The following is a 20,225-nucleotide window of genomic DNA, read 5'->3' on the forward strand; positions in this document are numbered from 1 at the left end:
AAACCACTGAGCTAGCGGTTCGATTTAGGGAGAGGAAGGGCCGCGCCTGAAATCCCCTTGCGCCAAGAGCCGCAGTGGGCGCGTCCTGTCCGCTAATCCCCGGCAAGGTTGTCAGCTATCGGACTGCCGTTCGGGCATGTCGCTTCCCTCGTCCTAGTGGTCGCCGCCTCCGCAATGGTCGGACAGCCGCCGGTCCATTATGCCGCCCGCTACCAGCATCGTACGAGGACCATCATGACCGCCGCCCTGCATCCAGCCGAACCGCCTTTGGCAACCGACCGGGCCCGTCGCGGTGGCCGTGCGGGCAAGCGCGCCGGCGGCTCGGCCGCCTTCGAACAGCCGGCTTTTCGGCAACTGAGAAATCCGCTAACGCCGACCAAGCTGGTCTCTGACGACGAGCTGGAATCGATCCACCTCGCCTCGCTGCGCGTCTTGAGGGAAATAGGCGTCGACGTGCTGCATGACGAAGCGCGCCGCATGATGAAGGAAAACGGCGCCGATGTCCGCGAGGGCAGCGAGCGCGTGCGCTTCGACAGCGACATGATCCTCGATCTCATCTCCAACTGCCCGTCGGAATTCACGCTCCATGCCCGCAACCCGGCGCACAATGTGCGCTTCGGCGGCAACAATGTGATCCTGTCGATGATGGCGTCGGCACCGAACTGCTCCGACCTCGATCGCGGCCGCCGTCCGGGCAACCAGCAGGACTACCGCAACTTCCTGCGTCTGGCGCAGATGCACAACATCCTGAACTGCACCGGCGGTTATCCGGTCGAGCCGACCGACATCCATCCTTCCGTGCGCCACCTCGAATGCATCCGCGACCTCGCCACGCTGACCGACAAGGTGTTCCACATCTATTCGCTCGGCAAGGAGCGCAATGTCGACGGCATCGAGATCGCCAGGATCGCCCGCGGCATCAGCCATGAGCAGATGCTCGAAGAGCCGTCCGTCTTCACCATCATCAACACCAATTCGCCGCTGAAACTGGATGTGCCGATGATGGAAGGCATCATCCAGATGTCGAGCAAGGGTCAGGTCGTCGTCATCACGCCCTTCACCCTGTCCGGCGCGATGGCGCCGGTGACCATCGCCGGTGCGCTGGTGCAGCAAAATGCCGAGGCGCTGTCCGGCATCGCCTTCGCCCAGATGGTGAGAAAGGGCGCGCCGGTTGGCTATGGCGGCTTCACCTCGAATGTCGACATGAAGTCAGGCTCGCCGGCCTTCGGCACGCCTGAATATATGAAGGCGCAGCTTGTCGGCGGCCAGCTTGCCCGCCGTTACAAGATCCCCTACCGCACCTCCAATACCTGCGCCGCCAACACCGTCGACGCGCAGGCAGCCTATGAAAGTGTGTTCTCGCTGTGGGGCGCCATCCAGGGCGGCGGCAATCTGATGATGCACGGCGCCGGCTGGCTCGAAGGCGGCCTGCGCTGTTCCTACGAGAAGACCATCCTGGACATCGACCTGTTGCAGATGGTGGCCGAGTTCCTCACCCCGCTCGACCTGTCCGACGAAGCGCTCGGCTTCGACGCCATCCAGTCGGTCGGCCCCGGCGGCCATTTCTTCGGCACCCAGCACACGCAGGACCGCTACAAGACAGCCTTCTACTCGCCCATCCTCTCCGACTGGCGCAATTTCGAGACCTGGGCCGAAGCCGGATCGCCGACCGCGCTGGAAAAGGCCAACAAGGTCTGGAAGGAGCGGCTGGCATCCTACGAGGAACCCTACATGGACCTGGCGATTCGCGAAGAACTCAACGACTTCGTCGAAAAGCGCACGTCCGAAGGCGGCGCGCCGACCGATTTTTGATCAATGTTGTTGATGAACAGTCGACCCCCACTCCGTCGAGCTTCGCTCGACACCTCTCCCCCGATCGACGGGGGAGAGGAAAGGCGCGAGCCTATGCAAGGGCGCGAATTTATGCGGGCTGGCTCCCTTCCTCTCCCTCCGGAGGGGGGAGAGGTGGCGCCGCGAAGCGGCGACGGAGTGGGGGACGGCGCTCATGAAACCCGCAGTCGCCGCAAGATGGGCACCACCCAACGCGCGCGAACGCTGAGGCAAGGCGGCAATCAGGCGGAAGCATTGCTATGGCTTGAATTGAAGGCGCGCAAGCTTGGCGGCTATCGCTTCACCCGCCAGTTTTCCATCGGACCCTTTTTTGCAGACTTCGCCTGCCGCGAAAAATGGCTTGTCGTGGAAATCGACGGCCATCAACACGCCGGCAGCTCCTATGACCGTCGCCGTGACGATTTCATGCGCGCGCAAGGCCATTCGATCCTGCGTCTCTGGAACCATGACGTCCTGAACCATCGCACTTCCGTCTGCGAAACCATCCTTGCCGCGCTTGATGGCAGGTTGGCCGAGAACGTCGCTGCGGCCGATCTCCGCTTTGTTTTCACGCCACGCCCATTCGATTCAATCTCTTAAAAAACGGACCTATCTCTCATGAAATCTTACGTTAAAGCGGTTGTCATTGGCGGCGGCGTCGTTGGCTGCTCGGTGCTCTACCATCTGGCCAAGGCCGGCTGGACCGACATCATGCTGATCGAGCGTTCCGAGCTCACCTCCGGCTCGTCCTGGCACGCAGCCGGCGGCTTCCACACGCTGAACGGCGATCCCAACGTCGCCAAGCTGCAGGCCTATACGGTGCAGCTCTACAAGGAGATCGAGGAAATCTCCGGCCAGTCCTGCTCGCTGCATCTGACCGGCGGCGTGATGATGGCCGATACGCCCGAGCGCATGGATTTTCTGCGCCTGGCCCACGCCAAGGGCCGCTATCTCGGCATGGACACCGAACTGATCACGCCCTCCGAAGCCAAGGCGATGTTCCCGCTGATGGACGAGACCAATTTCGTCGGCGCCATGTGGGATCCGGTCGAAGGCCATCTCGATCCCTCCGGCACGACGATCGCCTACTCCAAGGCGGCCAAGAAGCTGGGCGCCGAGATCGTGCTGCGCAACCGCGTCGTCGAGCTGACGCAGGAAGTTGACGGCACCTGGAACGTCGTCACCGAACAGGGCACCGTCCACGCCGAGCACGTCGTCAACTGCGGCGGCCTGTGGGCGCGCGAGATCGGCCGCATGGTCGGCGTCGAACTGCCGGTGCTGGCCATGGAGCACATGTACCTGCTCACCGAGCCGATGCCCGAGGTCGAAGAGTTCAACAAATCGACCGGCCGCGAGATGATCGGCGTGCTCGACTTCAAGGGCGAGATCTACACCCGCCAGGAGCGCAACGGCATCCTGCTCGGCACCTATGAAAAGGCCTGCAAGCCATGGTCGCCGGTCAATACGCCGTGGGATTTCGGCCATGAACTGCTGCCGCCCGACCTCGACCGCATCGCCCCGTCGCTCGAGATCGGCTTCAAGCATTTCCCCGGCATCGAGAAAGCCGGCATCAAGCAGATCATCAACGGCCCCTTCACCTTCGCGCTTGACGGCAACCCGCTGGTCGGGCCGGTGCAGGGCCTGACCAATTTCTGGTGCGCCTGCGCCGTCATGGCCGGCTTCAGCCAGGGCGGCGGCGTCGGCCTCGCTTTGTCCAACTGGATGGTGCATGGCGATCCCGGCTTCGACGTCTGGGGCATGGATGTCGCCCGCTTCGGCGAGTGGGCCGGCCTGCGCTACACCAACGCAAAGGTGCGCGAAAACTATTCGCGCCGCTTCTCGATCCGCTTCCCCAATGAGGAGCTGCCGGCGGCGCGTCCCGCGCAGACGACGCCGCTCTATGACACGATGCTCGCCAACAACGCCGTCATGGGCGATAGCTGGGGCCTGGAGACCCCGCTGTGGTTCGCGCCGAAGGGCAAGGAGCCGAAGGACGTCGTCTCCTTCCACCGCTCCAACGATTTCGGCCCGATCGGCGAGGAAGTGCGCGCCACGCGCGAACGCGTCGGCGTCACCGAAATCGCCAACTTCGCCAAATACGAAGTGTCGGGACCTGCGGCTGAGGATTTCCTCAACCGGCTGATGACCAACCGCATGCCTAAGATCGGCCGTATCGTGCTGACGCCGATGATCAACGAATTCGGCAAGCTGATCGGCGACTTCACCATCGCCAAGGCAGGCGAAGACAGATTTATGATCTGGGGTTCGTCCGCCGCGCAGAAATACCACATGCGCTGGTTCGAAAAGCACCTGCCGAAGGATGGTTCGGTGCGCATCCACCGCTTCGATCAGACGCTCGTCGGCCTGTCGATCGCCGGGCCGAAATCGCGCGATCTCTTGCAGAAGCTGGTCGATGTCGACATCTCGACCAAGGCGTTTCGCTTCATGGATTTCCGCGAAATGGCGGTCGGGGGCGCGCCCTGCATGGTCAACCGCATCACCTATACCGGTGATCTCGGCTATGAAATCTGGATGGCGCCGGCCTATGAGCGCCTGGTCTACAAGGCGATCAAGGACGCCGGCGAGGAGTTCGGCCTCGTCGATTTCGGCATGCGCGCTTTGCTCTCCATGCGCCTGGAGAAGAACTTCCCGACCTGGTACCGCGAGCTGCGGCCGATCTACGGCCCGTTCGAAGGCGGGATGGACCGCTTCATCAAGCTGGAGAAGAACGACTTCATCGGCCGCGAGGCCGCCGCCAAGGAACAGGCGGAAGGACCGAAACTGCGCCGTGTCTCCTTCATCATCGATGCGGCCGACGCCGATGTCATGGGCGACGAGCCGATCTGGGCCAAGGTCGGCAAGGACTATGGCACGGTGGAAAAGCCGCATGGCTATGGCGCGCCGCGCTTCGACATGGCGGGCAAGGAAGTGCGTGGCTCGAAGGCTGCCGAAGGCGCTTCCGCCGTGCGCGGCATCGTCGACGGCGACTGGCGCGTGGTCGGCTGGGTCACCTCGGGCGGTTATGCGCACTATGTGCAGAAATCGATGGCGCAGGGCTATGTGCCGGCGGCACTCGCCGAGGACGAAAGTGCCGGACTGTTCGAGATCGAGATCCTCGGCCACCGGCGTCCGGCGCGTATCAATGTCGAGGCGCCCTTCGACCCCAGCGGCGAGAAGATGCGGACCTGAAAAGGCGACAGGGAGCGTGAGATCGTGTAAGGGGCCTTCGGCAGTTGGCCGCAGGCATTTCCCTCGATGAGAAGACGATCCCCTTGCAGTATCTAGAGAAATGGACGGACTGGCTCGGCGAAGGCAAGGTCGGTCCCTTCAACGCCGCACTGGTCTGCGTCGCGGTCTATTGCGTCGTCCAGATCGTGGTGATGGCGCTGCTGTCCCATGTCGTGGGAACCGGTGTCGGCGTCGACGATTCCGAACAGCTGATGTACATGCGCTACCTCTGGGCTGGCTATGGCGGCTCGCAGCCGCCGCTCTACACCTGGCTCGCCCGCCTCGTCGCCGCCGTGGTCGGAACGAACATCCTCGCGCTCAAGATCGTGAAGTACCTGCTGATCGGAGCGGCGCTGGCGTCGGTTTTCATCGCTGTCCGCCGCCTGGGCTATTCCAGCCGCGCTGGCGCCGCCGCATTGTTCGGCCTGCTGTTGTTTCCGCAGATGGTGTGGGAGATGCAGCACGCCCTCACCCACTCGATCGCCGCTTTCTGTTTTTCAGTGGTGCTGTTTCTTGCGCTCGTTGAACTGGTGCAGCGGCGTTCGCTGGCCACCTATGTGCTGTTTGGCGTGGCGATGGCCGCCGCCATCCTGTCGAAATACAACAACGCGATCTTTCTCGGCGCGCTGATGCTGTCCACCCTGTCGCTGCGCGAAACGCGCGGCGTCATCCTCAACCGCCGGTTTTCGATCAGCCTTGTCGTGGCGGTGCTGCTTTGCCTGCCGACGCTCTACTGGAACCTGACCTACACCGACCAGTTGCTGTCGCACAGCGGCGGCTTCGGCATGGGCAGAGGAGAAAGCGCCATACAAACCGCATTCTACGGAATGCGCGGACTGGGCAAGGCTATCCTGTATTTCGCCGTGTTACCGGCCGGCATATTCGTCGCGGCTTTGCTCATCGCATGGAAAAAGCCGGCGCCGGCTCTGCAACCGGCGCCATGGACCGAGAAACTGGTGTGGCGCACCATCGCTTTTGCCCTGGCGATGACCATCGTGCTCGTCCTGGCGAGCGGGACGACGCAATTTCGCGATCGCTGGATGCTTCCCATCCTTGTGTTGCTGCCGGTCGCGCTGGCCTTGCGGATGGATGCCAGAGGCGACAAGGGAAGGAAGGTGCAGGACGTCGTCGTCTTTGTCGGCGCAACGCTTGCCATCCTCGTGCTGCCGGTGACCTGGTACACGCACCTCAATGGCGGCGACAGCCGCGGCAGCATCGTGCGTGTCGACTACCAGTCGCTCTATGGCCAGCTGACGGCAAACGGTCCGGTTCGCACGTCGATATCGAGCTGGCACTGGGTGGGAAATCTGCGTCTTGTCGATCCCGATCTGGTCGTGCTCGACGACGAGATGCCGGACTTCGGCCATTTGCTGATCGAGCCGGCGGTGCTCGTGATGGCCAATGACAAGGAACCTCCCGAGGGCATCCTGCGGGCCTTGAGCGAGGCCGGCTATGTCGCTGACGGCTCGCCGCAGCAGTTGGTCGTTCCGATGCTGTTCGACAGCGAGCCGCCCACCCGCACGCTGACGGTCACGCGGCTGAAGAAAGCGGCCGCGGGCGCAGCGCCACAGTAAGTCGGCAGGGAGGCGTCGGGTGGAGAAACAAGGGTTCGGTCGTCATCGCAAGATCATGCCGTTCGAGCCCGGCTCCGTCGAAGCCTTGCGCGAAACATCGCGCCAGAAGGCGGCGTCGCTGAACCAGCATGTGCTGGGCTATGGCGCGCTGGCTGAAGCCGAATGGCAAGCGGCAGGCATCGCCGCGCCCGATCTTGCCGCGATGCGCAAATACCGGCTCGAGCGCCTCCGCGCCGAACTGAGGCGCCGAAACTACGCCGGCGCGCTGCTCTACGACCCCGTCAACATCCGCTACGCCACCGATTCGACCAACATGCAGCTGTGGGTCGCGCACAATCCGACCCGCCACTGCTTCGTCGCCACTGAGGGACCCGTGGTGCTGTTCGACTATTTCTCTTGCGAGCATCTGTCCGATCATTCCGGCGTCGTCGACGAGGTGCGGCCGGCAGTGTCGTGGATGTATCTCTATGGCGGCGAGCTGACCGAGCACAAAGTCCGCCGCTGGGCGGCCGGCATCGCCGATCTGGTCAAGGAGCATGGCGGCGGCAACAGCCGCATTGCGGTCGACCACATCAACCCGGAAGGCGTCGAGGAACTCGCCCGCCTCGGCATTTCGATCGGCAATGGCGAAGCGGTGATGGAAAATGCGCGGCTGATCAAATCGCCGGACGAGATCCTCGCCATGCGCCGCGCAATCGTCGCTTGCGAAGCGGCGATGGGTGAAATGGAGAAGGCGCTGACGCCGGGCATTTCCGAAAACGAATTGTGGGCCGAACTCCACCGCGGCAACATTGCGCGCGGCGGCGAATGGATCGAAACCCGGCTGCTTGCCTCGGGACCGCGCACCAATCCGTGGTTCCAGGAATGCTCATCGCGGGTGATCGAAGCAGGCGACCTCGTCGCCTTCGACACCGACCTGATCGGCCCCTACGGCTTCTGCGCCGATCTCTCCCGCACCTGGCTTTGCGGCGATGCGAGACCATCGAACGAGCAACGGGACCTCTTCCACATCGCCGCCGACCAGATCGCCCACAACACGCAATTGATGCAGCCCGGCATATCCTTCCGCGACCTGGTCGAACGCTCGGTGGTGCCGCCGGGAGATTGCTTCCCGGCGCGCTACGGCGTGCTCTATCACGGCGTCGGCCTCGCCGACGAGTATCCAACCCTGCCGCATGCAAGCGACTGGACGCCGGACACGCCCGACGGCGTGCTGGAGCCGGGAATGGTCCTGTGCGTGGAAAGCTATATCGGCCGTCTCGGCGGCCATGAGGGCGTCAAGATCGAGGAACAGATCCTGATCACCGAGACCGGTAACGAGCAGCTTTCAACCTACCCGTTGGATGCGAGGCTGCTCGGCTGATCCGGCAAGCGCCTCGCGCAGAGCCTTGAGCGTCTTTTCCGGCGTCGTCCTGGCGGTGATGTAGGGCAGGCCTTTGCGCCTTGCCGTCCAGCCGACCACCTTCACGGCGTTTGCCGCAGGTTCGAAACGCTGCGCCAGCGCCCAGCTCTCACAGTCGATGGCAGCTATATCCGCCTTGCCCTCGGCGACCGCGCCGATCGAGCCGCGATGGCCACCGCTTTCGCTGCGCGAGGAAAAGATATCCAGGCTTTCGCCGGCGGCCTGCAGGTCGCGCGCCAGTGCAATGATGCCCGACATCGAATCGAGGCTGTTGTAGGTAAAACGCTTGCCGCGCATCAGATCGAGCGGCAGCGAGGCTTTGCCATCCGCGGGCGAGCGAACCTCCGGTCCCTCGCCCGTCCGCATCACCAGCGCGCTCGAATAGAGTTCGCCTTCGCCGCCCTCGTAAGCGTCGTAGCTCGGCTGGCCGACCACCTGCACATGCTTGCTCAGGCCGAGTTCCATCGGCCCCCAGCAGGTCTGCGCGAACAGCAGCGCCGGATGCAGCCAAAGCTGGTGATGGTCGAGTTCGTCCGGCGGCAGTATCGCCGGATCGGGCGCGATCAGTCTGCCCTCGGCGTCGTGGATACCGCCCGGCACCGGCGGCAGGTCGCCATTGCGGCGCACGATTGTCTGCGGCCCATCGACGCCCTTGTGCCGAAAAGCATCGCGCAACGCTGCCCATTGCGCGTCGACCTCGCCGCGCACTTCGGGCCAGTCATACATCGGCAATGCCGCAACCAAATCACTCATGCCGACACTCAATCATCATGGCTCGGGAAAGGATCGCAAAAACGCGGCGTCCAATCAGAATTGGCCGACACGGGTTCGGGAAGTCCGGGGATTATTCCTTCGGCGGCTCGGCCGGAACCGGCGCGCTGCCAAGCCCGCTGATGCTGCGCGCCCTGATGCGCGGCTTGAACGCCCTGCCCGGCTCGGGCCGGCGGCGCAGCACCGGGTGCACGATCGGCTCCTTGGCCTTGAAGGCGTAGGCTTTGATCAGTGCGAAATAGTTCGGATAGGCGTAGCCATTGTTCATCCGCAGCCACTCGTCGCGGCGGTCGGCAAACAGTTTTGGCAGCCTGTACCAGGCAACGGTCGGGGTCTTGTGGTGAACGAAGTGCAGATTGTTGTTGAGGAACAGGAACGACAGCGGCGAGCGCTCGATGATCACCGTGCGTCCTTCAGGGTGCTCGGACCACTGATGTTCGGCGAAAGTCCGGACCGCGATCAGCGACTGGCCGAGCCAGACCGGCACCAGAATGTAGAGCCATACGGGAATGCCGAAGCCGAACTGCACGATCGGCACTACGATGGCGAGGCCGATCGCATGCAGCAGCCATGCCTTGCCGATCGCCTTGTCGCCGGCAATCACATGCCTGGCGTCGTCGACGAAGAAACCGATGCAGGACAGCCAAGGGCCGAGAAAGAAACGGCCGGCCATGGTGTTGTTTATCTTGAGCAGGAATTTCATCGTCGGCGGCAGATCATCATGCATCCACAGCGCCTGGTAATAGCTCTCGGGATCGTCGAGCGGATCGGTCAGGCGCTCGTCGGCGTGGTGGCGCAAATGAAGCGTCTTGAAGCGACGGAACGGCCAGACCAGGCCGATCGGCAGGAAGACGAAGGCTTCGTTGATGAGCGCGCTGCGCGTCGGATGGCCATGCAGCACTTCGTGCATGATCGATGACTGCAAGGCCAGGACGAAGCCGAGGAGAAGAAGTGCCGGGATCGGATAAGAGGGCCAGAGCAGGAGCCCGGCAGCGAGCCACATTCCGTAACAGAAGAAAGCGAGGACCACGGTCGGCCACTCGATGGCCGCTGCGTCGCGTCGCTTGATGCGCTTGCCTGTCATGCTATCGACCACTGCCCCTCAGTCGCCGGAATTGGTTCCTGACAGCATAGTGTCAGGAGAAGCGATTCCGCTCAACGAGACAAAGTGTACAAAATGTTGCGATTGCGCATTTTTGACCGCAGATGTTATACATTGTAAACAACCCTACGGATTCATTTACGCTGGAAGTGCTGATTCGACGGCTCGGGCGCAAATTTTTCCTAAGAGAGCGCGGAGAACGAACAGTGGACAAACGGGACCTTTCGGCAATCTTCCGGGAGCGCCTGAAGCTGCTCCTGACACGGTCCGATCTCAACCAGTCGGCCTTCGCGTCAGCAGTCGGCATCGACCGGTCGGCGCTGTCGCAACTGATGTCCGGCGCCTCGACGCGCCTGCCACGTGCCGAAACGCTGCTCAACATCGCCGCCGAATTCAAGATCTCGCTGGACTGGCTGCTCGGCCTCTCCCAGGACGAAGGCGTCACCGGCGAAATCCGCGAAAGCCTGGAGATCGAAGAGGCGCCCGACGGCTTCGACCGCACGCTGCTCGCCAAATGGTTCGCCGAGGCCGCAGGCACCAAGATCCGCTATGTGCCGGCCGGCATTCCCGATCTCCTGCGCACACGCCAGCTGGTCGACTACGAAGCCAACATCACCAACCGCAGCCGTCTGGCGCAGGCCAGCGAGACGCAGTACCGCATCGAGTACAACCGGCGCCCTGAGACCGATATGGAGGTCTGCATGCCGCGCCACACGCTGGAGATTTTCGCCCGCGGCCTGGGCGTCTGGGACCGCTTTCCCGAGGCTGACCGCCGGCAGCAGCTTGCCCATATGGCGACGCTGCTTGACGATCTCTACCCCACCTTCCGCCTGTTCCTCTATGACGGCCGCATGCGCTATTCGATCCCGCTGACAATCTTCGGTCCCTACCGCGCCGCCATCTATGTCGGCGACATGTATGTCGTGCTGAACGCCACCCAGCCGGTCCAAGCGCTGACCCAGCATTTCGACAATCTGATCCGGGCCGCCGACATCAACCCGCATGAGGCCGCCGCCTACGCGCGCAATCTGGCCGGCGCGTCATTTCCATCGGGTTCTGCCTGATCCCCAACGCCCCGGAAAGGTGCGCCGCGCGGCATTGCAGGTTGCAAACACATTGACTGGACATAAAGACTTCTTTATATCCTTATTCCATTCAAATATCTGAAAGTCGATCCGATGACCGCGAACAATCCCATCGATGCTCTGCTGGCCGAAAAGGGCGTGCTGCTCGCCGATGGCGCCACCGGCACCAATCTGTTCGCCATGGGTCTGGAGGCCGGCGAAGCGCCGGAGTTGCTGAACGAGACAGCGCCCGACACCATCACCAGCCTGCACCAGAATTTCGTCGACGCCGGCGCCGATATCATTCTCACCAACTCGTTCGGCGGCACGCGCCACCGGCTGAAGCTGCACCATGCGCAGGACCGCGTGCATGCGCTGAACAAGCGCGCCGCCGAGATTGCCCGCGCGGTCGCCGACAAGGCCGGCAGGAAAGTCATCGTCGCCGGCTCGGTCGGCCCGACCGGCGAGTTGCTGGTGCCGCTCGGCGCCATGACCTATGACGAAGCAGTCGAGGCTTTTGCCGAGCAGATCGAGGGTCTCAAGGAAGGCGGCGCCGAAGTCGCCTGGATCGAGACCATGTCTGCGCCGGACGAAATCCGCGCCGCGGCGGAGGCCGCCATCCGCGTCGGCCTGCCCTACACCTATACCGGTTCATTCGACACTGCCGGCCGCACCATGATGGGCCTGCTGCCCAGGGATATCCACGGCGTCGTCGACGGACTTTCAGAGACACCGCTCGGTGTCGGCGCCAATTGCGGCGTCGGCGCCTCCGACATCCTGGCCTCGCTGCTCGACATGACCGAGGCGAGGCCGGAAGCGACGGTGATCGTCAAGGGCAATTGCGGCATTCCCGAATTTCGTGGCACCGAAATCCATTATTCCGGCACGCCGGAGCTGATGGCCGACTATGTCCGGCTGGCTGTCGATGGCGGCGCGAAGATCATCGGCGGCTGCTGCGGCACCTCGTTCCAGCACCTTGCCGCCATGCGCAAGGCGCTTGACGCGCACACCAAATCCGAACGCCCGACCGTCGCGGCGATCGTCGAGCGCATCGGTCCGATGCGCAATAAGGTGGCGACGGAAAACACCGCCGAGACCAGCGAAGCCCGCCGCGAACGCCGCCGCAGCCGCGCCTGATATCGAACTTATTCGCTGTTTTCAGCGTAACGCGATAGCGCCGTCTTGAAATCCAGGGCGGTGCCGTTGGCGTTGCCACTCATCGTCACCAGGTCACCCGACGACTGCGGATTGCCGATCTGCTCCAGCATGACGCGAAAGCGGTCATTGGTCAGCGCCGACTTTGCGGTATTCCGGGCTGCGTCAACGTCATCCATGATGCGCCTGGATTCTGGCGACAGCGTTCCCGACGCCTGCGTGTGTCTCACCGCCGGCGTCGTGTTTCCAATGTTCATGATCTGCAATTCCCGGCTCCCCAAGCCCAGTCCCGACCCCATGCAATAATAGCAGGGCATTGCGATGACGTTCCGGAAAAGCCGCGCAATTTAACGATCAGGCGGATCGTCGGTGCGCTTCGGATCAATCGATCCGAAAAAAGGCCGGCAGGGTTTTCCCCGCCGGCCTGCCTCACCCGCCCGTAGCCGGTTCCCCGTATCAGAACGACCCCCGTCTGAAAGGAACCGACTGTATTGCCACTACCGGTTACCGCCGAGCGCCGAGGCAAGGCGCACAAGCGAAAGGAACTCGGACCTGTACCCAAACGGGTCGGCTCCTCGGGCGGCGGTGGCAATCTCCATGATCTTGTCGTAGCCGAACTTCGCGGTCGCATCCTCGTCGCGCAGCTTCTGGCCGAAGGCGGCGACAGCGATGGAGAAACGCTGGTCGGTGCTGGCCTGGTCGAAAGACTGGACCTCGTTGGCCGACGTCACCGGCGTGGTGATCAGCTTCGAGACGTCTTCGTTCGGCAGCTTGTAGCGGATCTTGACGAATGCATATTCGTCGGCATTGGCGACGCCGCCATTGTTGACCGTTGCCTGGCCGTAGCGCAGCGGATCCATCTGCTCGCCGCCACTGCCCTTCGGCGTGATCTCGTAGATGGCCGTCACCGAATGACCGGAGCCGATATCGCCGGCATCGACGCGGTCATTGTTGAAGTCCTCGCGGTTCAAGGCGCGGGTTTCATAGCCGATCAGCCGGTACTCCGAGACCTTGTCCGGATTGAACTCGACCTGGATCTTGACGTCCTTGGCGATGGTGAACAGCGTCGATGAGGCATCCTCGACCAGAACCTTCTCGGCCTCGGCCAGCGTGTCGATATAGGCGGCGGTGCCGTTGCCGTTCTGGGCGATGGTCTGCATCATCTGGTCGTTCAGATTGCCGCGTCCAAAGCCGAACACCGACAGGAAGACGCCGGTCTTGCGCTCCTGCTCGATCAGTCGCTTCAGATCGTCGTCATCGGTCTGGCCGACATTGAAGTCGCCGTCCGTGGCCAGCATCACACGGTTGATGCCGTCCTTGACGAAGGACTGCTGGGCAAGCTTGTAGGCTTCCTTGATACCCGCCTCGCCGGCCGTCGAGCCGCCCGGCTGCAGATTGTCGATGGCGTTGAGGATCTTGTCCTTCTCGGTGACCGTGGTCGGCATCAGCACGGTGCCGGCGTCACCGGCATAGGTGACGATCGAGATGGTGTCGTCCGCCTTGAGCTTGCTGACCAGCAGCCGGAAAGCCGACTTGAGCAGCGGCAGCTTGTCCGGCTCATCCATCGAACCCGAGACGTCGATCAGGAACACCAGATTGGCCTTGGGCTGCTCGACCGGCTTGATGTCGAAGCCCTTGATGGCGACGTGCATCAGCTTGGTGTGCCCGTTCCACGGCGTCGGCATGACGCTGACGGTCGAGTTGAACGGCGCCGAAGCCGAGTCCGGACCCTTCCAGTCATAGGGGAAGTAATTGACCATCTCCTCGACGCGGACCGTATCGGCCTGCGGCAGGTAGCCCTGCTTCAGCGAGCCGCGGACGAAGGAATAGGAAGCGGTGTCGACGTCGATCGAGAAGGTCGAGACCGGATCCTGAAGGGCTGCATGCACCGGATTGGTCTTGAAATCCTCGACGCGGTCGCGGTTTGGCTCCTGCGACGCAATCTGGTCGGCCGGCATCGTCGAAGGCTGTGCCAAGTACTTGGATTCGGTCGCGCCGGCCATGCGGTTGACCCGCGCGCCGCCGGCCGGGGCAGCGGTGCCGTCAAGCGAAAACTCGCGGCTCTCAACTGGCGCAGGCTCGGCCAACACGCCGCGCCCCAGCGCATCCTGCTGCGCCGGGGCGACAGCAACGGTCGATTCGGGCTTCGGCGGCGCGGGTGGCGTAAGCGGCGTAGTGGTGTCGCGGCTTCGCACATCGGCGTCGGCCTTCTTGTCGCCTTCAGGCGCCTGCTTTTCTTTTACCGGCGCGTTGATCGCCGGCTTGTCGGCCAGCGTTTCGGTGATCTTCTCGTCGCCGCCGAACGGCAACGGCTGTTCCCTCAGCATGTGGAAGGTGGCGTATCCGGCGATCGGCAGGGCGACGAGCCCGGCAATGGCTGGCGTGGCGATGAGTTTCTTTTGCATGATCTCGCTCCAGAGCTTTTGTGCTCGCTCTGTGAGACGAAGCCCGCCGACCGATCCTTGGGTGACGGCAGAAATATTTTCCTGATCATAGGCGCTCATGGCGGCTTCGAAGGCGCGTGCCTTCGCGCTTTCGCCCGGCGCCGGTACTGCTGCGTCGCGCAGCCTGTTGAGTTCGTTGTCGTCGACCATGGTCACACTTCCCCGGCTGAACGAATCAACGTCTTCAGCCGTTTCTTCGCTTCATGGATGTGCCAGGAAACCGTCGTCTCCGAGATTGCCATCGCCTCGGCGGCGGCCGCATGGCTCAAACCTTCGCCATAGACCAGAAGTACTGCATCGCGCTGCTTGTCCGGCAATTGCCGCACCGCTGCCCAGAGCGCCTCAGTGGGATCTTCAGGTTCGGCCGAGGCCTCTCCCGATATCATGCTGTAGGCGCCGAAAGCCTCGGTCTTGACGTTTTCGCGCGTGGTCTTGCGCATCATGTCGCGCGCCGCGTTCAACGTCACGGAATAGAGCCATGTCGTGAACGCGCCGCCGCCGCGGTAGTCGCGGATCGCCTTGCCGAGACGGACACAGACCTCCTGGGCGATGTCTTCGGCATCGGCCTTCTTTCCGCACCAGCGATAGGCGGCGCGATAGACGAAGTCGTAGTGCCGCTCCAGCAATTTGCCGAAGGCGCCCCTGTCTCCGCCCTTCGCCCGCCCGATCAATTCGGCGTCGGAGGCTTCGCTTTCATCCAGCATCATCGCCATCATTTGCCTGTTGGACGAAGGCTAATGGCCAATCCTTGGGGTTATGGAAAGATTTTTTTCCGAGGCGACGGATGCACGCGCAACAGGTGCGCTGAGATTCAGGTCAGGCCGAGCCGAAAACGATGGATTTCGAGAACCGGAGCGGAGCGTACTTTTGGTACGCGAGCACCGGAAGCACAGAAAGCCGTCGTTTGCAGGCCGGCCTCACCTGAATATCAGCACACCTGGCCCGAGGCCCAGCCGGACGACCAAGCCCACTGAAAATTATAGCCGCCCAGCCAGCCCGTGACATCGACGACTTCGCCGATGAAAAACAGCCCCGGCACGGATTTCGCCTGCATCGTCTTCTGATCGAGCCCGTTGGTATCGACACCGCCAAGCGTCACTTCCGCCGTGCGGTAACCCTCGGAGCCGGCCGGCTTGATGCGCCAGTCGTTGACGGCGGCTTCGACGGTTTTCATTTGCAGGTCTGTCAAATCAGCGAGATTGCCATCGATCCCACTGCGCTCGGCGACTGCTTGCGCAAGGCGCTTCGGCAAATGGTTTGCAAGCACCGTCTGCACCGCTTGCCTGCCGTTGACGAGCCGGGCGGCGCGCAGCAGTTCCGCCACATCCCTCCCCGGCAGCATGGCGATGCGGATCTCGTCGCCCTCGCGCCAATAGGACGAGATCTGCAGGATGGAAGGCCCGCTCAAGCCGCGATGCGTAAACAGCATCGCTTCTGAAAACCACGTCTTGCCGCAGGCGACTTCGGCATCGACGGCATTGCCGGCCAAGGGCGCCAGCCGCTCCAGCGTTCTTGCGTCGAAGGTAAGCGGCACCAGCGCCGGCCGTGTTTCCACCACCGCCAGGCCGAACTGCGCCGCAAGCTCGTAGCCGAAACCGGACGCGCCCATTTTGGGGATCGACTTGCCACCACAGGCAACGACCAGCGAATTGCAGGCGACGCTGCCAGTGGAGAGCGTCAGCACAAAACCGTCCGCGGCCTTGCTGACGTTCCTCACCTCGGTCGACAGCGCCAGCTCCACGCCGCCATCCTGCATTTCAGAGACCAGCATGTCGATGATCAGCCGCGCCGAGCCATCGCAAAACAGCTGTCCCAGCGTCTTCTCGTGATAGGCGACGCCGTGGCGTTCGACGAGCTCGATGAAATCGCGCTGCGTGTAGCGGCTCAGCGCCGAGATGCAGAAATGCGGATTGCCGGAGATGAAATTCTTCGGGCTCGCATGGATGTTGGTGAAATTGCAGCGGCCGCCGCCCGAGATGCGGATCTTCTCGCCGGGCTTTCCCGCGTGATCGAGCACCAGGACCGAGCGGCCGCGCTTGCCGGCCTCGATGGCGCACATCATTCCGGCCGCACCGGCGCCGATCACCACGACATCATAGGATTGCATCAGGCTGTTCGTTCCCGCTCGACTGGCGCTGTTTTAACAGGCCGCGCCAATCGTGCAGTCTCTACCCGTTCGTTGCGACTTCAGGCAACGCCTCGTTAGATCAGCGTCTCGGCGAACAGCGTCGTCAATCGCTTCCAATGACGTTCGGCGCCGGCCGCGTTGAACACGCTGTGATCCGACACGCACCAGCCATGCGCCATGCCGGCATAGTTTTCGATGACGTGGTCGACTTCCGCCACGCGCAGCGCCTCGGCCAGTCGCGCCGACTGCTCCGGCGGAAAGCTGCGGTCCACCGCAGACGTTCCGACATAGACCCGCGCCTTGATCATTGCAGCCTTGCGGTGCGGACTGTCGGCGGCATCGCTGGCCAGATTGCCGCCATGGAAGCTTGCCGCCGCCACGATGCGATCGGGATAGGTTGCAGCCGCATTCAAGGCCCGCGCCCCGCCCATGCAGTAACCGACGACACCGACCGGTCCGGTGACACCTTCAGCGGTAAGCGTGTCGAGGAACGCCCTGCTGTCGCGGATGGTCATGTCCTGTGTCGTGCCGTGGACCAACGCCGTCAGCGCGACCTTGGTCTCCTCGACGACGAAAGCGGTCTTGGGCTCGAACGGCCCGTAGGGTGCGTTGCGATAGAAAAGATCCGGCACCAGCACCGCACAGCCCTCGCCGGCCAGCCGCTCCGCCATTGCGTCGAGCGCCGGTCGCGGACCGAAGGCGTCCATATAGAGAATGACACCGGCCCTGGACGGGGAAGCGGTCGCCGAACGGAACAGCCCGGCTTTCGCTACGCCGTCCTCGGTTTTTATCTCAATGTCCTGCTTCGCCATGGCGCGCCCCGTTGATTGTCGTGCGATACATATAAGCAGGCATTGTCAGGGCAAGCCGTTCCCTGACAATCCCGTTCAACACTTTGTGCGGGCTTTCGACCCGGCTACAGGCCGGCAAACGCCGTCATGTGAAAGGCCTGAACCTCAGGCGGATAGCGATGGGCCGTGCCATACGGACAGGCGTTGCGGTCGAGGCAGCCGCCGCCGCGGCATGGTTCGCCCTTCGATCCCCGCACATGCGCCAGGCAAGCCTGATGAGCGAAACCATCCGCGGAATAGGCGTCAACCGGACAGGATTTCAGGCAAGGTTTTGCAACACAGGCGTCGCAAAGGTGAATCGCTTCGCGACGTTCAGGAAGCGCGATCTCATCCTCGAACAGCAACGCGCCGCGATAGGCATGCCAGAGCCCGTACTGCGGATGCATCAGGATGCCCAGCGGCGACGGTCTCAGCCTCTCCGCTCGCATCGCCCATTGCTGGAACGGCAGATAAGGTCTGTCCGAAGGCGAAACGGCGCGCGCGCCGAATTTCTCCGCCACCGCACCGATCACTGCGCGCGACCATGTGTCGAGCGGATTAGCAATGGTTTGCGGTTGCCGGTCGCGCCAGCGCAGGAAATGCGGCCAGGGTGCCGCTCCCGCCTGCCCCACCAACAGCACGGATTTGGCGGGGGCAACTGAAGGGCCATGCGGCGGCGTTTCGCTTGTTGCGAAATTGAAGCCGCCGCGCAGGATGAGGCCGTCGGCGGAAAGCGCGGCCGCTATCTCGTCAGCCCGGCGCCGCGCAATCATCCCTTCTTGTCCGGGTCGGAGAAAGCGCTCCGCCAGACTTCCTTGTGGATGATGTTGGCGACTTTAGCCCCGCCTGACTCGGGCTCCTTTCAGGTGAAGGCGTCAGCCATCGACGCCTTCTTCGTCGCGATGTAGTCCTTCAGCCCGTCGTCGATGCCCGGATCGAGATACGGCGCCTCATAGGTCTCCAGCCAGCGGCGGGCGAGTTCGTTGGCGCGCTGCGGCGCTGTCTTCTCGCCCTCGGCCAGCCACTGCTCGTAGGAATTGTTGTCGGCGATGCTGGAGCGGTAGAAGGCGGTCTGGAAATTGGCCTGGGTGTGGTCGCAGCCGAGATAGTGGCTGCCCGGGCCAACCTGGCGGATGGCGTCCATCGCCTGGCCGTTTTCCGAGAGGTCGACGCCTTCGGAAAACTTTTGCGTCATGCCGAGCTGGTCGATGTCCATCATGAATTTTTCGTAGCAGGACGCCAGTCCGCCTTCGAGCCAGCCTGCCGAATGCAGGACGAAATTGGTGCCGGCAAGAATGGTCGAGTTCAGCGTGTTGGCGCTCTCATAGGCGGCCTGCGCGTCCGGAACCTTGGAGGCGCAGAGCGATCCGCCGGTGCGGAACGGCAGGCCGAGCCGGCGGGCAAGCTGTGCGGCGCCGTAGGAAACCAGCGACGGCTCCGGTGTGCCGAAGGTCGGCGCACCAGACTGCATGGAGATCGACGAGGCGAAGGTGCCGAACAGTACCGGCGCGCCGGGGCGGATCAACTGCGTGAAAGAGGCACCGGCCAGCACCTCGGCCAGAACCTGTGTCAGCGTGCCGGCCACCGTGACCGGGCTCATCGCGCCGGCAAGGATGAACGGCGTGACGATGCAAGCCTGGTTGTGACGCGAATAAACCTTCAGCGCGCCCAGCATGGTTTCGTCGAACACCATCGGCGAATTGGCGTTGATCAGGCTGGTCAGCACGGTGTTGTTTTCGACGAAATCGTCGCCGAACACGATCTTGGCCATGGCGACGGTGTCTTCGGCCCGCTCTGGCGCCGTCACCGAACCCATGAACGGTTTGTCCGAATATTTGATGTGGCTGTAGATCATGTCGAGATGGCGTTTGTTGACCGGCACATCGACCGGCTCGCACACCGTGCCGCCCGAATGGTGGATCGACGGCGCCATATAGGCGAGCTTCACGAAATTCCGGAAATCCTCGATCGTCGCGTAGCGCCTGACACCGTCGAGATCGCGCACGAAGGGCGGACCATAGACCGGCGCGAAGACCGTGGCGTTGCCGCCGATCTGCACCGAACGTTCGGCGTTGCGCGCATGCTGGGTGTAGATGGGCGGCGCGGTCTTCAGCAGCGAGCGGCAGAGGCCCTTGGGAAAATGCACGCGCTCGCCCTTGACGTCGGCGCCCGCCTCTTTCCAAAGCTGCAGCGCCTCGGCGTCGTCGCGAAAGATGATGCCGATCTCTTCCAGCACCGTATCGGTGTTGTTTTCGATAATCGCCAGGCCTTCCTCGTTGAGGACCTCATAGATGTTGATCTTGCGCTTGATATAGGTGAGCTGGGTGCCCGGTCCGCCGCCCGAGCGCGCCGCCCGCCTTGCAGCCGCGCCGCCGCTGGCAGCACGTCCACGTCGCGCATTGGACGCTTCCTGGTCGACTGACGCGTTTTCACCCATGATCGTTTTTTCCCTAAAAACCGTTTGCGGCCGCGTATGGCGGCTTCTCGCCCGGATCGTAGTCATGCACCCTATTCGAAACGGCCCGCCAGCGCCAACGCCTGTCGCAAAATCGACAAGAATTCCAATAGATTTGCGGTCGCTTTCCTTTTGCGGGAAGTCGCAAATCAGCTATGGATACCTGCCCCCGCCGGGTTAGGTATTGACGCGATTATTTTAAGCCGCCGTGATCGCATCCCGTGCGGCAAGGAGCCCGAGAA

General features: G+C 63.0%; 16 protein-coding genes. 7 read left to right on the plus strand and 9 right to left on the minus strand.

Translation table 11 applies throughout. From position 1 onward, the window contains the following. Positions 1 to 234: 234 nt before the first annotated feature. From NLY36_RS03610 to NLY36_RS03630, 5 genes are all read left to right on the plus strand, one after another. On the plus strand, positions 235 to 1,812 hold the full coding sequence (locus NLY36_RS03610) for a trimethylamine methyltransferase family protein (RefSeq protein WP_023735247.1): 1,578 nt from the start codon (positions 235 to 237) through the stop codon (positions 1,810 to 1,812). A gap of 153 nt (positions 1,813 to 1,965) precedes the next feature. After that, positions 1,966 to 2,430, plus strand: a complete 465-nt coding sequence (locus tag NLY36_RS03615) for an endonuclease domain-containing protein (protein WP_023688130.1) — start codon at positions 1,966 to 1,968, stop codon at positions 2,428 to 2,430. A gap of 18 nt (positions 2,431 to 2,448) precedes the next feature. After that, the gene (locus tag NLY36_RS03620; RefSeq protein ID WP_023735245.1) at positions 2,449 to 5,019 is read left to right on the plus strand and encodes a GcvT family protein; all 2,571 of its coding nucleotides are present in this window, start codon (positions 2,449 to 2,451) and stop codon (positions 5,017 to 5,019) included. A 44-nt stretch (positions 5,020 to 5,063) separates the two neighbouring features. Continuing rightward, complete coding sequence (locus NLY36_RS03625) at positions 5,064 to 6,632, plus strand: ArnT family glycosyltransferase (RefSeq protein WP_023735244.1); 1,569 nt, start codon at positions 5,064 to 5,066, stop codon at positions 6,630 to 6,632. A 55-nt stretch (positions 6,633 to 6,687) separates the two neighbouring features. Further along, positions 6,688 to 7,995, plus strand: coding sequence for a M24 family metallopeptidase (locus NLY36_RS03630; RefSeq protein WP_023735243.1), 1,308 nt, complete (start codon positions 6,688 to 6,690; stop codon positions 7,993 to 7,995). Here the strand turns inward: NLY36_RS03630 and NLY36_RS03635 are convergent. Continuing rightward, the gene (locus NLY36_RS03635) at positions 7,960 to 8,787 is read right to left on the minus strand and encodes a phosphate/phosphite/phosphonate ABC transporter substrate-binding protein (protein WP_023735242.1); all 828 of its coding nucleotides are present in this window, start codon (positions 8,785 to 8,787) and stop codon (positions 7,960 to 7,962) included. The genes NLY36_RS03630 and NLY36_RS03635 overlap by 36 nt on opposite strands. A 91-nt stretch (positions 8,788 to 8,878) precedes the next feature. Further along, complete coding sequence (locus tag NLY36_RS03640; RefSeq protein ID WP_031249048.1) at positions 8,879 to 9,889, minus strand: fatty acid desaturase; 1,011 nt, start codon at positions 9,887 to 9,889, stop codon at positions 8,879 to 8,881. Positions 9,890 to 10,113: 224 nt separating this feature from the next. On the opposite strand from NLY36_RS03640, the gene NLY36_RS03645 reads away from it, so the two are divergent. Further along, positions 10,114 to 10,971, plus strand: coding sequence for a helix-turn-helix domain-containing protein (locus NLY36_RS03645; RefSeq protein WP_023681768.1), 858 nt, complete (start codon positions 10,114 to 10,116; stop codon positions 10,969 to 10,971). Between the two features lie 114 nt (positions 10,972 to 11,085). Beyond that, positions 11,086 to 12,108 carry a betaine--homocysteine S-methyltransferase gene (gene bmt / locus NLY36_RS03650; protein WP_023735240.1) on the plus strand — a complete coding sequence of 341 codons (1,023 nt, stop codon included), beginning with the start codon at positions 11,086 to 11,088 and terminating at the stop codon, positions 12,106 to 12,108. Positions 12,109 to 12,116: 8 nt separating this feature from the next. Here bmt and NLY36_RS03655 read toward each other — a convergent pair whose 3' ends face one another. The 7 genes from NLY36_RS03655 to NLY36_RS03685 all read right to left on the minus strand — a co-directional run bounded on the left by NLY36_RS03655 (position 12,117) and on the right by NLY36_RS03685 (position 19,965). Beyond that, a complete protein-coding gene (locus NLY36_RS03655; protein WP_031202677.1) occupies positions 12,117 to 12,383 on the minus strand; it encodes a hypothetical protein in 267 nt (88 codons plus the stop codon). A gap of 240 nt (positions 12,384 to 12,623) precedes the next feature. Further along, on the minus strand, positions 12,624 to 14,720 hold the full coding sequence (locus NLY36_RS03660; RefSeq protein WP_023735239.1) for a vWA domain-containing protein: 2,097 nt from the start codon (positions 14,718 to 14,720) through the stop codon (positions 12,624 to 12,626). 2 nt (positions 14,721 to 14,722) lie between these two features. After that, entirely contained in the window at positions 14,723 to 15,283 is a 561-nt protein-coding gene (locus NLY36_RS03665; protein WP_023688122.1) for an RNA polymerase sigma factor, read from the minus strand. Positions 15,284 to 15,498: 215 nt separating this feature from the next. Further along, on the minus strand, positions 15,499 to 16,677 hold the full coding sequence (locus NLY36_RS03670) for a BaiN/RdsA family NAD(P)/FAD-dependent oxidoreductase (protein WP_023735238.1): 1,179 nt from the start codon (positions 16,675 to 16,677) through the stop codon (positions 15,499 to 15,501). A gap of 95 nt (positions 16,678 to 16,772) precedes the next feature. After that, positions 16,773 to 17,510, minus strand: a complete 738-nt coding sequence (locus NLY36_RS03675) for a dienelactone hydrolase family protein (RefSeq protein ID WP_023735237.1) — start codon at positions 17,508 to 17,510, stop codon at positions 16,773 to 16,775. A 104-nt stretch (positions 17,511 to 17,614) separates the two neighbouring features. Then, a complete protein-coding gene (locus NLY36_RS03680) occupies positions 17,615 to 18,301 on the minus strand; it encodes a hypothetical protein (protein WP_023681775.1) in 687 nt (228 codons plus the stop codon). Positions 18,302 to 18,390: 89 nt separating this feature from the next. Next, positions 18,391 to 19,965 (minus strand): trimethylamine methyltransferase family protein, encoded by a 1,575-nt coding sequence (locus NLY36_RS03685; protein WP_023735236.1) that lies wholly within the window; start codon positions 19,963 to 19,965, stop codon positions 18,391 to 18,393. Positions 19,966 to 20,225: the final 260 nt, after the last annotated feature.

It is taken from the genome of Mesorhizobium sp. C399B (assembly GCF_030323185.1).
GTDB lineage: Bacteria > Pseudomonadota > Alphaproteobacteria > Rhizobiales > Rhizobiaceae > Mesorhizobium.

Excerpts from the sequence above, each read along its gene's own strand:
- NLY36_RS03610 (WP_023735247.1), top strand. The coding sequence starts at position 235 with ATGACCGCCGCCCTGCATCCAGCCGAACCGCCTTTGGCAACCGACCGG.
- NLY36_RS03620 (WP_023735245.1), top strand. The coding sequence starts at position 2,449 with ATGAAATCTTACGTTAAAGCGGTTGTCATTGGCGGCGGCGTCGTTGGC.
- NLY36_RS03630 (WP_023735243.1), top strand. The coding sequence starts at position 6,688 with ATGCCGTTCGAGCCCGGCTCCGTCGAAGCCTTGCGCGAAACATCGCGC.
- NLY36_RS03635 (WP_023735242.1), bottom strand. The coding sequence starts at position 8,787 with ATGAGTGATTTGGTTGCGGCATTGCCGATGTATGACTGGCCCGAAGTG.
- NLY36_RS03640 (WP_031249048.1), bottom strand. The coding sequence starts at position 9,889 with ATGACAGGCAAGCGCATCAAGCGACGCGACGCAGCGGCCATCGAGTGG.
- bmt (WP_023735240.1), top strand. The coding sequence starts at position 11,086 with ATGACCGCGAACAATCCCATCGATGCTCTGCTGGCCGAAAAGGGCGTG.
- NLY36_RS03655 (WP_031202677.1), bottom strand. The coding sequence starts at position 12,383 with ATGAACATTGGAAACACGACGCCGGCGGTGAGACACACGCAGGCGTCG.
- NLY36_RS03660 (WP_023735239.1), bottom strand. The coding sequence starts at position 14,720 with ATGGTCGACGACAACGAACTCAACAGGCTGCGCGACGCAGCAGTACCG.
- NLY36_RS03665 (WP_023688122.1), bottom strand. The coding sequence starts at position 15,283 with ATGGCGATGATGCTGGATGAAAGCGAAGCCTCCGACGCCGAATTGATC.
- NLY36_RS03670 (WP_023735238.1), bottom strand. The coding sequence starts at position 16,677 with ATGCAATCCTATGATGTCGTGGTGATCGGCGCCGGTGCGGCCGGAATG.
- NLY36_RS03675 (WP_023735237.1), bottom strand. The coding sequence starts at position 17,510 with ATGGCGAAGCAGGACATTGAGATAAAAACCGAGGACGGCGTAGCGAAA.
- NLY36_RS03680 (WP_023681775.1), bottom strand. The coding sequence starts at position 18,301 with ATGATTGCGCGGCGCCGGGCTGACGAGATAGCGGCCGCGCTTTCCGCC.
- NLY36_RS03685 (WP_023735236.1), bottom strand. The coding sequence starts at position 19,965 with ATGGGTGAAAACGCGTCAGTCGACCAGGAAGCGTCCAATGCGCGACGT.